This is a genomic window from Clostridium sp. B9, from assembly GCF_050509515.1.
Taxonomy (GTDB): domain Bacteria; phylum Bacillota; class Clostridia; order Clostridiales; family Clostridiaceae; genus Sarcina.
Window position 1 is genome coordinate 41,108 of record NZ_JBNWKA010000003.1, and the last position, 13,153, is coordinate 54,260.

14 protein-coding genes are annotated in these 13,153 nt (G+C 24.9%); 11 read left to right on the forward strand and 3 right to left on the reverse strand.

Annotation, left to right across the window (positions count from 1 at the left end):
* Positions 1-62: 62 nt before the first annotated feature.
* The 7 genes from ACQZHJ_RS00255 to ACQZHJ_RS00285 all read left to right on the forward strand — a co-directional run bounded on the left by ACQZHJ_RS00255 (position 63) and on the right by ACQZHJ_RS00285 (position 6,376).
* Positions 63-1,163: a hypothetical protein gene (locus ACQZHJ_RS00255; RefSeq protein WP_430483573.1), complete on the forward strand. Its 1,101-nt coding sequence runs from the start codon at positions 63-65 to the stop codon at positions 1,161-1,163.
* 268 nt (positions 1,164-1,431) lie between these two features.
* Positions 1,432-2,004: a hypothetical protein gene (locus ACQZHJ_RS00260; RefSeq protein ID WP_430483574.1), complete on the forward strand. Its 573-nt coding sequence runs from the start codon at positions 1,432-1,434 to the stop codon at positions 2,002-2,004.
* Between the two features lie 531 nt (positions 2,005-2,535).
* A complete protein-coding gene (locus ACQZHJ_RS00265) occupies positions 2,536-2,853 on the forward strand; it encodes a helix-turn-helix domain-containing protein (RefSeq protein WP_430483575.1) in 318 nt (105 codons plus the stop codon).
* A 1-nt stretch (position 2,854) separates the two neighbouring features.
* On the forward strand, positions 2,855-4,222 hold the full coding sequence (locus tag ACQZHJ_RS00270) for an ImmA/IrrE family metallo-endopeptidase (RefSeq protein ID WP_430483576.1): 1,368 nt from the start codon (positions 2,855-2,857) through the stop codon (positions 4,220-4,222).
* A 188-nt stretch (positions 4,223-4,410) separates the two neighbouring features.
* Positions 4,411-4,551 (forward strand): hypothetical protein, encoded by a 141-nt coding sequence (locus ACQZHJ_RS00275; RefSeq protein ID WP_164472974.1) that lies wholly within the window; start codon positions 4,411-4,413, stop codon positions 4,549-4,551.
* A gap of 89 nt (positions 4,552-4,640) precedes the next feature.
* Positions 4,641-5,159, forward strand: a complete 519-nt coding sequence (locus ACQZHJ_RS00280; RefSeq protein WP_430483577.1) for a hypothetical protein — start codon at positions 4,641-4,643, stop codon at positions 5,157-5,159.
* 680 nt (positions 5,160-5,839) lie between these two features.
* Entirely contained in the window at positions 5,840-6,376 is a 537-nt protein-coding gene (locus ACQZHJ_RS00285) for a hypothetical protein (protein WP_430483578.1), read from the forward strand.
* Between the two features lie 78 nt (positions 6,377-6,454).
* Here the strand turns inward: ACQZHJ_RS00285 and ACQZHJ_RS00290 are convergent, their stop codons facing one another.
* Positions 6,455-7,003, reverse strand: a complete 549-nt coding sequence (locus tag ACQZHJ_RS00290; protein ID WP_430483579.1) for a hypothetical protein — start codon at positions 7,001-7,003, stop codon at positions 6,455-6,457.
* A 37-nt stretch (positions 7,004-7,040) separates the two neighbouring features.
* Entirely contained in the window at positions 7,041-7,463 is a 423-nt protein-coding gene (bilQ, locus tag ACQZHJ_RS00295) for a bilirubin utilization transcriptional regulator BilQ (RefSeq protein ID WP_430483580.1), read from the reverse strand.
* Positions 7,464-7,869: 406 nt separating this feature from the next.
* Between bilQ and ACQZHJ_RS00300 the strand changes: the two genes are divergently transcribed.
* The 3 genes from ACQZHJ_RS00300 (at position 7,870) to ACQZHJ_RS00310 (ending at position 11,392) form a co-directional block, all read left to right on the forward strand.
* Positions 7,870-8,985, forward strand: coding sequence for an NADH:flavin oxidoreductase (locus tag ACQZHJ_RS00300; RefSeq protein WP_430483581.1), 1,116 nt, complete (start codon positions 7,870-7,872; stop codon positions 8,983-8,985).
* A 5-nt stretch (positions 8,986-8,990) separates the two neighbouring features.
* A complete protein-coding gene (locus ACQZHJ_RS00305; protein ID WP_430483582.1) occupies positions 8,991-9,416 on the forward strand; it encodes a MarR family winged helix-turn-helix transcriptional regulator in 426 nt (141 codons plus the stop codon).
* Between the two features lie 821 nt (positions 9,417-10,237).
* Positions 10,238-11,392 (forward strand): Card1-like endonuclease domain-containing protein, encoded by a 1,155-nt coding sequence (locus ACQZHJ_RS00310; RefSeq protein ID WP_430483583.1) that lies wholly within the window; start codon positions 10,238-10,240, stop codon positions 11,390-11,392.
* 96 nt (positions 11,393-11,488) lie between these two features.
* Here ACQZHJ_RS00310 and ACQZHJ_RS00315 read toward each other — a convergent pair whose 3' ends face one another.
* Positions 11,489-12,373 (reverse strand): phosphatidylserine decarboxylase, encoded by an 885-nt coding sequence (locus tag ACQZHJ_RS00315; protein ID WP_430483584.1) that lies wholly within the window; start codon positions 12,371-12,373, stop codon positions 11,489-11,491.
* A gap of 167 nt (positions 12,374-12,540) precedes the next feature.
* On the opposite strand from ACQZHJ_RS00315, the gene ACQZHJ_RS00320 reads away from it, so the two are divergent.
* On the forward strand, positions 12,541-13,110 hold the full coding sequence (locus ACQZHJ_RS00320) for a TetR/AcrR family transcriptional regulator (RefSeq protein ID WP_430483585.1): 570 nt from the start codon (positions 12,541-12,543) through the stop codon (positions 13,108-13,110).
* Positions 13,111-13,153 lie beyond the last annotated feature (43 nt).

A 13,153-nucleotide genomic window follows, 5' to 3' on the forward strand; every position in this document is an offset into this window, starting at 1 on the left:
CCTTATTATTTAAGTAAAATGTAGTGTTAAAGGTTTAATGACACTACAAAAGGAGGAATAATATGTTTTGTTCTGTAAAGAAAGGGAAAGACAAATACGGTGAAACATATAAGTTTTATTTATGTGAGAGATATAGAGATAAAGAAACTGGTAAGGTAAAGAGTAGTGATAAATATATAATGACACTACAAAGAGATAAAATATTAAATGATATAAATATAGCTGAAATAAAAGAATACTGTATAAATAAAAATTTAAATAATAACGATATAGAACTAATAGTAAATAAAATAAATGTATTAAAAAGTGTAGTGTTAAAAGATAGGAACACTACAACTAAAAAGAATGTAGTGATAGAAAATAATAACACTACAAATGAAGAGGTTGAAATAGTACAAGCTGATATAATAGATGAATGTGATATTGATTATAAAACTTTAATAATGTTTGATGTGCAAAGAGAGTATTCAAAAAATATTAAAGATAGTTTAAAGATGAATTCTTTAATAAATGCTTTTGGAGGAAATAAAAAAGATATATTTGAGATAGAAGAAGAGGAGCTAAAAAAGATACATGATAAAGCTGATATAATTAATAAAAAAATAGAGGAGATATTAGAAGAGCATTATAAAGTAGAGGAGTTAAACAATAAATTAATAGAACTAAATAGCAATATAAGAGTTATTCATGATATATATATTTCTTGTTATGATAAAGTACCAAGTAGTGAAATATGGGTAATTGGTGGAAGTTATATAACGAGGATATATGAAATTAGTGATTTAATCTTACCACATATGGGATATAGTTTATATGACGAGTGGGAAGATATAAAGGCTTATGATAATTTAGATGATAGCAAAGCCTATATACATGATTATGATAGTTTTGAAGAGTTAAATTTATATGATATAAATAGTATTCAAATAGATAAGAAAGATATAACAGGATCACTAATAAAAATAATGCTTAGTGGTAATTGTACTATAGAGTATACATGTTCTGATTTTATAGATATTAATTTTAATGGTAACTCTATATCACTAAGTATAAAGCATTTAGTTGATTGGATTAATAATAAACCTACAAGAGATTACAAGGTTTATATAGATGATTTAATTAATTATAAAGAGCAACTATATAAATATAAAAATGTATTTTAAATAAAGTATTGAGTATATATAAGTTTTAGTTTAAAATTTATGTACTGTAATTTTTGTTTGTTGGTAATGAAAGTATTCTAGTATCAGCTATTTTATATTTAAATTGCATTAGAATATACATTGTCAAACATCTTAGAAGAGGGTTTATAGAAATATTAATCCTCTTCTTTTTTTGTTTGGTCTTTAAATTTGATAAAGTTTATGGAAAATGTTTCTTTAATAGATTAATATAATATTAATTATTGATTTAAGAGGAGGAACAATATTTATGAAAAAAAGATTTAAGATAATATTATTAATAGTTCTTATTTTTTTAGTTTTTTTAACTGCTTACTTAAAAGTTATTCCTATTAAATTAAGTTTGGAATCAAAAACTTTATTAACTGATTTTTTTGAGTTGGGAGAAAGTGAAACTCCTGTAGATGTATCAAATTTAGTTAATGATCCTAAACTTGCTGAATTATATAATTTAAAGTTTAATAGTTTATTAGAGTTTAATAAAAAAGAAGAAAATAAGGAGCTTACTGTAAATATCAACAGTATTAAAAGGAAAAAATTAAATAGTTATATAATTAAATTTGATATGGAAAGAGAGTTTAATTATAAAGGATTAGATAATAAATCATGGGCAAAAGATTTTTATATTTGTGAAATTCAAGATATAAATAATAAGCTTTATATAAATAAATTAATTGATGATGTAGATTACAATTCTTATCTTGATTCAAAAATATCTAATTCAGTAATAAGAGAATCAATTAAATATTTTTTACCATTTAGTGAGTATTTAAACTATTTAAATAAAGAGCTTGAGCGTAGAAAACTTTTAATTAAAGATTAAAGAATATGTATTTACTCTTTTTTATTTAGTAATTAATTTAACATATTGAGGTAATGTTAAGTTTAAGTTTTTAATATACTTTAATTTAGCATTAATACAATAGTTTGATATGTTTTTGTAAAGTTAACAGTTTGTGTATTATGTTAAGTATTGGGCTTATAATAAAGGGAAATAGAAAGGCTAATAAAAAGCTTATAAACTATATAAAAATAGGGCTTAAATTTAGTTTATTTATAGAGTAAATAGAGTAGAAAAAATAAAGAATAGACCTAAAATACTAGTGCTATAGAACAATTAAAAATAATATCAAATTAAGCTATGGAGAGGTCTAATGATAGGTTGTTTAAAAGTTTTTGGTGATAAGTAAAAGGTAGCATTATCTATGTTGAAAATTTTGGGAGATTAAATAAAAGTGTAATTGAATGAATAATTTTTTTTATTTTGTCAACAATAAATGTTAGAAAATACAACAAAAAATGTTGCGAAAAATAACTATAAAGAATATTATTAGTATATAAGGAGGTTGTGATTATGAGCTTATTAAATGAGAGATTAAAGAGTTTAAGAAAAGAATTAAAGTTATCGCAAGAATATGTAGCAAATTTATTAGAGATTAATAGAACTAGTATAACTGCGATAGAAAGTGGAACGAGAAAAGTAAGTGCTGAAGAATTAAAGAAATTTTCAGAGTTATATGGAGTATCAACTGATGAATTGCTATATGAAAAAGAGTTAGGTACTGATACAAAAATGTTCGCGAGAACTTTTTCAGAACTTTCAGAAATTGATAAAAAAGAGATAATGAATCTTATTGATTTTAAAAAGAAACTAAGAAATTACGAGGTATAGTATGTTTCAGGAGGATGAGATAAGTAAGTTTATAGAATCGCCTGAAAAATTGGCGACTGAAGTTTTAAAAAGAATATTTAAAGATAAAGAGCCTTCATTTCCAATAGATCCTTTTAAAATATTAGATGAACTTAATGTAGTTTATCAGTTTAGAGGATTTAAGGATTTAGAAGGCATTTATATTGTGCCAGAAGATGAGGATGATATTCATATTATAGGTATAAATAATGAAAGACCAATTACAAGACAACGTTTTACGGCAGCACATGAACTTTGTCATTATTTAAAAGATAGCAAGGAATCAAATATATGTCCTATCGATGGACGAAAGAAGAGTCATATAGAAAAATTTGCAGATAAATTTGCAAGTGCGTTATTGATGCCTACTAAATATTTAGACAATGAAGTTAAAAAATATGAATTTGATGGATTCATATCTTTTGATGATGTACTATTAGTTTCAGAATATTTTGGAGTGAGTTTTGAATCTTGTGTATTTAATATTGCGTATAAATTAAAAAAAATAAGTGGTGATACAGATCCTAAAGCATTGAAAAGAAGAATCAGTAAGTATAAGCCTAATAATAGAAAAAGTGAATTAGGTATAGTTAGTTCTGAAAAATCATTATTAGTTAATATAATTAATTCGTATAAATTGTTTTTTGAAAATCAAAGTGATTTCATATGGTATAAATTTAAAAACGATTTTATATATAATGAAAATAAAATGGAAGGGGTAAATATAGAAGCTGAAGATGTAGCGGAGTTAATAACTGATTTAAGAGTAAAATTACAGAATAGTAAATATTGTAATAGTAAATATAAAGATATAATAGAAGTGCTAGGGCATTCATCAGTATATGATTATATACTTTCTACTGATAGTAAAATTACTGCTTTTAGAATATTATCATTACATAATAAGTTATATCAGTATGCTCCTTATCCAGAGGAAGGAGGAAAATTTAGAAATAGTAATAATTATGTTACTCAATCTAAATTTGAAACTGCAGATTATAAGGAAATAATGAGTTTGATATTAGAACTTGATGAAATGGTGAAAAAATTATTAGAAGAAAAAGATAATTTAAGCATTTCTGAATATATAGATAAGGTTGTTGAAATTCATCATAAAATAACAGTTATACATCCATTTAATGATGGAAATGGAAGAGTTTCAAGAGCTTTTTTAAATTGGTTATTTAGATTGAAAAATATTCCACCTGTATATTTAAAATACGATAAGAAAGCTGAATATTATGACGCATTAAAAAGTGCTGATATTGAAAAAGATTATGATAAATTAAGTGTAATATTTTATAAGCAAGTTATTTATTCAATGATTCAACTAAATAGAAAAGTTATTTAATATAAAATGTAATTTTATTAAGTAAATAAGAATGATATAATAAGATTAAGAAAAAGAATATTTCAAGTACCCTACCTATAAGGTGGAAGGCGTGTTATATAGCCACGGGAAACAATTAATCGGTATATAAGTACTGGTGTTGTTCTCGTGGCTTTTTTGTTGCTTAAAAATAGAAAGGAGCATTGAGAGTGAATGATAAGGCAAGGGAAGAGAGAAATGCATATATGAGAGCATGGCGTAAAAAGAATAGGGATAGAGTAAGGGAATATAATTCTAGTTACTGGGAGCGTAAAAGTAAAAGTAAGAGAGAAGAGGAACAATCAATATAATACCTCTTCAATATAGATTTGATTATTATAAGTTACTTAAAAAGCCTTACTATTTAGTAGTTTTCACATATATAAGGAGTGGTTAAGTTTTGTATGTAGATGAGTGCCTTAGGCTAGATGTAGACGAGATTTTAAGTCTTAAGGGTAATAGGTTTAGGTTTAAATCAAGTGTCTTAAAAGGGAGTATTTTGACCATAAAAGATAATGGTATATGTATTGATAATACTTTTATAAGAATAGAGAGATATAAAAATAACTTTGGAGAAAAACATTTATTCCTATGTCCATATTGTTTAAGTCTTAGAAAACATATTTACTTAGTGAAAGGTAATTGGAAATGTAGAGAGTGTGGATCATTGAGATACAGAATAACTAATACATATAGAAGCGGTATGGAGTATTGTGATTTAAAGATAAATAAGATATTGGATAAGTTAAAGCTAGAGCATGATATTAAATACTATACTGGAGAATTACCAAAGAGTGATTTAAAACCTAAAGGCATGAGGTGGACTACATACAATAAATTAATTAGGTCACTTATATACTGGCAGAATGAAAGAGAAAATAGATGGCTTAAGTTAGCTTATAAATATATCAAAAAATAGTTTTTGAAAAAGGTATGCACACAAATTTAAAAAAAGTATGCACACTTTGAATGTAGTACAACAATAAATTTTAATGGAGTACTACATTGAAAATAAACGGAGTACTCCAAGGAAACGTTCCGTAAAAAGGAGCGTTCCAATGGTAACGAAAAGGATCATTTAATGAACGTTTTAGTGAATGGTTGAGCCTTGTAATACCTTGTATAAAGGCAACTCTTTGCAACGCTATAATGCAACGTAGACCCTAAGAAATACTAAGATAAAATGCTAACAAATGCTAACATTAAAAGTTACATAGTATGCTAGGATAAATTTATTTTTACAAAACAAACGAATATAAAAAACGCTCCAATGAAATGATGGAAAATGATAGATAAAATGTTGACATTTGTTGACATAAAATGATCTAATACCCCTGGTACCATTAAAAAATAAAAGGTATTAGGTTATCATGACGAGGCTACCTTTTTTCACAAAAAATCTGTAAAATGAAATTTAAATTTAAATGATAAAATCAAAATAGAAAAGTAAATATAGTCCCACATGTTTGTAAAAAATATAGCGGTACTAACAGTAGATTGCCTAATAGTAGATGTATACACACTAAAATTTTGACTTTTTTTAAAATAATATATAAGATTATAAATTTTATAAAAGATTCATATAGGGGAGTGATAGCAATGACTAAAGAGGAAATTAAAAAGCTTGAATGTAAATTAAGGGACTACTATCAAAAAGATATTAAGATTGAAGGAATAGAAAGAGAAATTCATTTATTAAAAGAGCATATAAAAAATATAGATAATAGAATTAAGAATATTGATATAAACATTACAGAAGGAGCAACCAATAATACAGGTTATTTAACTCAAAATTGGGGAGAAAAAGTACAAACCAGTAGTGATGGAACTAGTCATATGGAAAGAGAAATGATAAGACTTATAGATAATCTTGAATATGAAAAGTTAAATAAAATATTTAGGATAGAAAGATTAGAGCTATCCAAACAGAAAATAAAAGAGGAAAGTATAGGTATAGAAATTTATATTAATATGTTAGAACCACATCAAAAGGAATTTTTAAAATATAGATATGGAGATAAAATTGGTAATATTAATATTGCTATGAATTTAAATATTAGTACTGCGACACTTTCAAGGGAAAAGAAGAAAATACTTAAAACGTTTGAACCTCTGCTAATGAATTTAGAAATATAAAATGTTTAATAAATATGAAAAAATAAAGGGTTAAGAGTTATTTCTTAATCCTTTATTTTTTATCAATAAATATTTCTATTAAATTCTCTTATAGATAATTGGATCATCATATCCAAATGTTCTTTTTCCGTTTACTTCCATAATTTCACTAACTTCTAAACATTCTTGTGAAAATCTCTCAAATAATGTGAATTTTAATACGGGAGAAAACATACTTGTGCTTCCACCTTCCCATAAACCATTTTTTTCAACATAAATTGCTGGGGTGAATTTTTCTGATAATTTTAAATCATTAAAATTAATATTTTTTAAGTTTTTATAAGTAAAAGTATTTTTGTCATATCCAGTAGGGATTTCATAAGAAGTTAATTTTATCCCATTTTCTTCTTCTGTAAATAAAAATAAATGTGGTGTTGCATGTGTATTTCCATTAGATGTATAATAACTTTCTTCAAGCAAAAAAATACCTTTGAAATTAGATGGTAGATTTACTATTTTATCGTTACAAATAGTATTTACATGTTCAGCATAAGGAAAATCTTTATTATTTTTTTTCATAGTTTCATACTGTTCAGAATTATTGAAACTTCCTGTTAAAATATTCATAAATTCATTTAATTTTGTCATGTCATATCCTCCAATTTTTATTTTTAAGTCTACTTAGTTATTTTTCATTTTGATAAATGGTTATTTTCTTTATAAGTTCCATTAATTTTTGTTTATCACTATCAGAAAGAGAAGATAATATTTTATTATCCCATTCTTGAAATAAGCTATGACTTAATTCAAATACTTGGTTACCTTTAGTTGTTAAACTTACGATATTAGATCTGTTATCATTAGTATTTTTCTGTTTAACAATTAAATCATTTTCTATTAATTTAGAAAGAGTTCTGTTAAGATGTCCTGCATCTAATTTTAATGCGATTGAAATATCTTTAGGAGAACATTTTTTCTTTTTCCCAACAAAAATTATAATATGTAGTTGTCCATAAGTCACATCCATTTTTGAAAGTTTTTCAAAACAATATGAAGTAAATTGTTTCCGAAGAACTGATATATAGAATGCGAATGACTCTATTAACAAATAAATACCTCCTTAACTTGATAAAATGAAGTATACTCTTATTACTTGACTTTGTCAAATAAATGTTGATATATTTGGAATATTTAAATAAATATTTAACTCTATTTTTAAAAAGGAATATAAATAGGAACAATTATTAAAGATAAAATATAACTTGGTGTTAGTATAAAATAGTATACACCTTTTATCGAACTAGATAACATAATATTTAGTTAGAGAAAGGAAGTATTTCTATAAATAGATAAAAATTAAAGTTTTTAATTTATTTTAAGTAAGTTTGAATTTTTGAAACAAAAATTTTTATATAAATACTAAAATTATTAATAAAATTTTATTATATTTGTATAAATACCTAGTTAGATGTAAAATGGTTTTATATAAAACTATTTTACAGGAGATTAAAAATATGAGTGAACTATTTGAAAAAACAAATTCAATAGGATTTGAAACTAAAAACAGATTTGTTAGAGCAGCTACATGGGAATGTTATGCTGATGAAAAAGGGCATATGACTAATGTTTTGTATGATATATATAGAAAACTTGCACAAAATGAAGTAGGTCTCACTATAACAGGATATGCTAATATATTGGAAGAAGAAAAACCTAATGCTGGAATGATGGGAATGTATAATGATAAGTTTATAGAAGAATATAGAAAATTAACTGATATGTGTCATAGTTATGGAAATAAAATAGTTATGCAACTTGCTTATGGTGGGACAAAGACTACATATAATGTTGGAAAGAGAGTTATTTATGCTCCAAGTGCTGTAGCTGAAAGAAGTACAGGAACTATAGGAAAAGAAATGACTAAAGATGAAATTGATTATGTAGTTAAGGCATTTGCAAATGCCGCAAGAAGAGTTAAAGAAAGTGGGTTTGATGGTGTAGAAATACATGGTGCTCATACATACTTAATAAATCAGTTTTTAAGTCCTTACTATAATCGAAGAATTGATGAATACGGTGGGAAGTTTGAAAATAGATGTAGATTTTTAAAAGAAATTTATAGAGAAGTTAGAAAAAATGTTGGAGATGACTTCCCTATAATAATTAAACTTACTGCAACAGAATTCTTTGATAAAGGTTTGACATTTGAAGATACTAAAAAAATATGTATAATGTTAGAGAAATTAGGTGTTAATGCTTTAGAGATATCAGGAAATGTTCATGGGAAGGCTAAAACTTTGATAGGTCAAGAGTTTGATGGCTATACTATAGAAAAAGAAGGGTACTTTATAAACTTTGCTAAAGAAATAAAGAAGATAGTTAATATTCCTATTATAACAGTTGGAGGCTTTGAAACCTTAGGTGGAATAGAAAAAAGACGTGAAGAAACAGGTATAGATTATTTTGGTATTTCAAGACCACTTTTATCAGAACCAACTTTAATAAAAGAATGGAAAGAGAATAATCAAAGAAAAATAAGATGCGTTAGATGTTCAAAATGTAGAACAAAAGAAGGAAATTATTGTACAGTATTTGATAAGGATTTTAATACTAAAATTAAAAGAGGATAAAAATTATGAATGATAAGTATATAGTTTATTTTTTAAGTACTACAAAGAAAAAAATGATTAATTTTATTCAAAATGAATTAAAGAAAAATGGGTTGTTAGAAATAGAGCCTAGCTATGGGAATATTTTAACTGTTTTATATGAAAGTGAATCAATGCTCACTATGAATGAAATAGCTAAAAAAACAAGTAAGGATAAATCAACTATAACTGTTTTAGTTAATAAGCTTTGTAATCTTGAATATATAGAGAAAGTTAAATGTAAGAATGATAAAAGGATTACTTATATAAAACTTACTGAAAAAGCAAATGAAATTAGAGATAAGTATATGCAAATAAGCAATAATTTAAATAAAGTTGTGTATAAAAACTTTAGCGAAGATGAGAAAGAGGAATTTCTAAGACTATTAAAAAAGATGAATAATAATTTTTAGCTTTTGTATATGAATATTAGTTAAGTAGATCTTGGTATTATTAAAAAAAGGACATGTTTTATTCAACTAAATAAAACAATATTTCATATTGTTTTAAGTTAACAATATACAGTTAATAATATGAAAAATATATGTAATTAATTTAATATAATACAATCCTTTAGTCAAAAAAGGTTCTCCCTATGATAATTTTTGTATAGATTCATTTAATTTTGTTTTAAAGAAAGATGAAATTTATAGAAATATTTATAAAATTTATGAATATATATAAGGTTTTTATAATAACAAAAGACTGCATTCAGCTCTTGATTATAATACTCACAATGAGATAGAATTTAAAGATTTTAATGCAGTCTAAATAAGTTTGAATTTTAGTGTCCAAGATATTAACTTAAATCCAACTTTATAATAATATCAATAAAGATGTGCAATAAGTGTGCAATAGATTTAACTTTTATATTAAATTGTATAGAATTAAAATAAACTTAAAGGTTAATAAATGGCTTAAATACTAACTTATAAGGATTGTATTAAACTAATTTAAATTTATATTAATCGAACCGATTGGTCGGGGGTTCGAATCCTCTCCGCCGCACCACAAGCTTGTAACTTATGTTGCAAGCTTTTTTATTTATAAAATCATATCTAATAGTAAAAAGCTAACTTAATGTAATTTATTAGATATCTATGGTGTCTAATGAAATACTTATATATCTTATATTCTAATTTAATCCCAAATTACCTTTAAAAATTATAAATAGAATAAAATAACTTTCTTAGGCGAAAATAATAATAAAATAATATGCTAAGGGTGAAATATTATGAATTATGATTTTATAATTACAATTTTAGATGAACATAATGAATCAAGTATTCTAATGACAGAAAAATTTAGTCCTAAAGAAGTTTTGTATTTATATAAAAAAGATGAAGAACTTAAAGTTTTAAATCCACTTAGACAATTTTATTTAAATAAATTTCCTAACTGTAGTTTTCAAGATGAAAAGTTAGAAAAGGATATAGTTTATTCTTTTGATACTATATTAAAAAAATCTAAGAATAAAAAAGCTGCAGTTTGCTTAAATCAAGGAAATAAAAAAGATATTTTAATTATGTACACTTTGGCAATAAAACATAACATAGACGGATTTTTTATAGATATTCCTAAGGAAGAACTTTTAAAGTTTAGCTTAGATGAAATTGAGTGCAAAAGGTGTAATTTTGTAGATTTGGAAGTTGAAGATGTAATAAACAGTATGGGAGCGTCAATAATTTTAGATTCAACTGAGGTTTCTGAAATAAATATAATTGAGGAAATGACAAATTATATAGCTAGAAACTTAAATCTTTGGGATAAATATAGAGGAAGATTAAGTGATAACAGTGTCTTTATACATGATGACTCTAATCCTAAATGTATAAAGGTGGATAAAGAGTTATTAACTAAAGAAGAAAAAAATCTTTTAGATAATATTTTAAAATATTTAGTGGATAATAATCAGGTTAGATTAAAGGCTACTGATGAATGCTTAAAGGTAATTTTCTTAAATGAATTTATAAAAGGATTTATATTTAAATGTGGAACATGGTTAGAGGTACTTACAAAGAGTGTAATTGAAGAGATACAAAGCGTAGATGACATAAAAAGTGGAGTTTTATTTTTATGGAATGATAAAGAATCTAGAGTTAAAAATGAACTCGATGTTGTTGCAATAAAAGATTCTGTACTTATTTGTGTTTCTTGTAAGGATTCTAAAAAGTATGATGAAGTTGCCTTAAATGAGCTTAATGTTTATTCAGAACAACTAGGAGGAGAAAATGTTATTAAAATTTTAGTTGCAACGAAAGAACCTTTAAAATCTTCAGTTATGAAGAGAGCGAAAGAGATGGATATAAATATAGTTATATTTAATGGAGATAGAAAAGAATTTAAAGATAAATTAGAAAAAATAATAAATAATTTCAAGGATAAATAATTTGAAATAGGTAAAAATAAGAGTAAATTCTCCTATAATCTTATTTTATAAATTAGCAGGAGCTTAATTATTTTCATAATTAAGCTCCTGTTTTGACTATTTATGCCCTATAGTCTCACCCATATTAACTTTTGTTTCAAAACCTAATTTTGTTTGTTCAACTATATCTGAATCAATTTTAACTTCTCCTTTTTTGAAGAAGAGAATGGTAGTTGATCCACCAAACTTAAAGTATCCTTTTTCCTGACCTTTAGTTACTTTTTCACCAGGTTTATAAGTTTGAAGTATTGTTCCAACACAAGTTGCTCCGACTTCTACATGCAGTATATCACCAAAATTCTCTGACTTAAACATTGACCATTCTCTTTTATTTTTGCAGAATAGTTCTTTTATATTATTTAGTGCTATTGGATTAACTGAGTAGTAAGCACCAGAAATTTTATTAGTTTCACCACAAACACCATTATCAACAAAATGGAATCTGTGATAATCAGTAGGGCATAGTCTTAAAATAAGACAAGTGCCACCTTGGAATTCATCAGCTACTTTTGAATCATATATTAATTCTCTTAATGAATAGGTAAATCCTTTTACTTGTACAAGTTTATTAAGATTTATATTTTCAAAAGCTGATAGTCTACCATCCCCAGGTGAAATTAAGATATTCTTACTGTAATCAATAGGTCTAGCTTCATCAGTTAATGTTCTTGCAAAAAAGTCATTAAAGTTATTAAAATCGGATATATCATTTCTACAAAGAGACATATCAATGTTAAATTCATCTACAAAAGGTTGAATTTTTTTCTTACTACGTGAAGAATCACAATAATTTCCGTATAGTTTTGAAAAAACTTTTTTCTTTACAAATAATTCCGTAAAGCCTTTTCCTATAGGAGATGCATAAGACCATTTTATATATTTAAGTCCAGCTACTTGCTCAGTGTCATATGTTTTAGTTTTTCTATTGTACACTTTTATCATAATTTGTATCTCTCCTAAATAATTATGTTAAATACTATATCTTATATTATTATATATATAATTTTGCATTGTAAACAAAAAAATTACAAATTATATATTATTGATTAAATAAAGTAAGTGGTATATCATTAAATTGCTTTTATAAATAAAGGTTGGAGTGAGTGATTATGAGTAGAACAAAAAAAGCTATATTTGAAGCAGCAATACATGTTTTTGCTACATCAGGATATAATGGTTCAACAGTTGATGAAATTGCGGCTAAAGCTAATGTAGCTAAGGGAACACTATATTACAATTTTAAAAGTAAGGAAGACATTTTTAATTTTGTGGTTTCAAAAGGTGTTGAAATTTGGAATGATAAGTTAGATGAAATTGAGGAATCTAAAGAAGAGCCTATAGAAAAAATAAGAGAAGTATGTAGGATGCAATTTAAATTACTTTATGACAATAAGGCATTCTTTAAGCTTGTAATGAGTCAATTATGGGGTAAAGAGACAAGGCAGGATGAGTTAAGAAATAAAATAACAGAATATATTGAAGGAATAGAAAGAATATTAAATGAAGCTATGGAGAAAAATCAAATAAGGAAGTGTGATACATCATTATTAGCACATAGTTTATTTGGGAGTCTTTTATCAGCATCATTATATGAGTTAAGCATAAATGAAGAATTAAATGCAAATAAGATAATAGAAGAACTTACAGAAAATACTCTAAACGGAATAGTTATAAGGTAAACTTTATTGACATATATTAGTTAAAGAGTTAAAATTATAATAA

Excerpts from the sequence above, each read along its gene's own strand:
- ACQZHJ_RS00260 (WP_430483574.1), top strand. The coding sequence starts at position 1,432 with ATGAAAAAAAGATTTAAGATAATATTATTAATAGTTCTTATTTTTTTA.
- ACQZHJ_RS00315 (WP_430483584.1), bottom strand. The coding sequence starts at position 12,373 with ATGATAAAAGTGTACAATAGAAAAACTAAAACATATGACACTGAGCAA.
- ACQZHJ_RS00310 (WP_430483583.1), top strand. The coding sequence starts at position 10,238 with ATGAATTATGATTTTATAATTACAATTTTAGATGAACATAATGAATCA.
- ACQZHJ_RS00290 (WP_430483579.1), bottom strand. The coding sequence starts at position 7,003 with ATGACAAAATTAAATGAATTTATGAATATTTTAACAGGAAGTTTCAAT.
- ACQZHJ_RS00285 (WP_430483578.1), top strand. The coding sequence starts at position 5,840 with ATGACTAAAGAGGAAATTAAAAAGCTTGAATGTAAATTAAGGGACTAC.
- ACQZHJ_RS00265 (WP_430483575.1), top strand. The coding sequence starts at position 2,536 with ATGAGCTTATTAAATGAGAGATTAAAGAGTTTAAGAAAAGAATTAAAG.
- ACQZHJ_RS00320 (WP_430483585.1), top strand. The coding sequence starts at position 12,541 with ATGAGTAGAACAAAAAAAGCTATATTTGAAGCAGCAATACATGTTTTT.
- ACQZHJ_RS00300 (WP_430483581.1), top strand. The coding sequence starts at position 7,870 with ATGAGTGAACTATTTGAAAAAACAAATTCAATAGGATTTGAAACTAAA.
- ACQZHJ_RS00255 (WP_430483573.1), top strand. The coding sequence starts at position 63 with ATGTTTTGTTCTGTAAAGAAAGGGAAAGACAAATACGGTGAAACATAT.
- ACQZHJ_RS00305 (WP_430483582.1), top strand. The coding sequence starts at position 8,991 with ATGAATGATAAGTATATAGTTTATTTTTTAAGTACTACAAAGAAAAAA.
- ACQZHJ_RS00270 (WP_430483576.1), top strand. The coding sequence starts at position 2,855 with ATGTTTCAGGAGGATGAGATAAGTAAGTTTATAGAATCGCCTGAAAAA.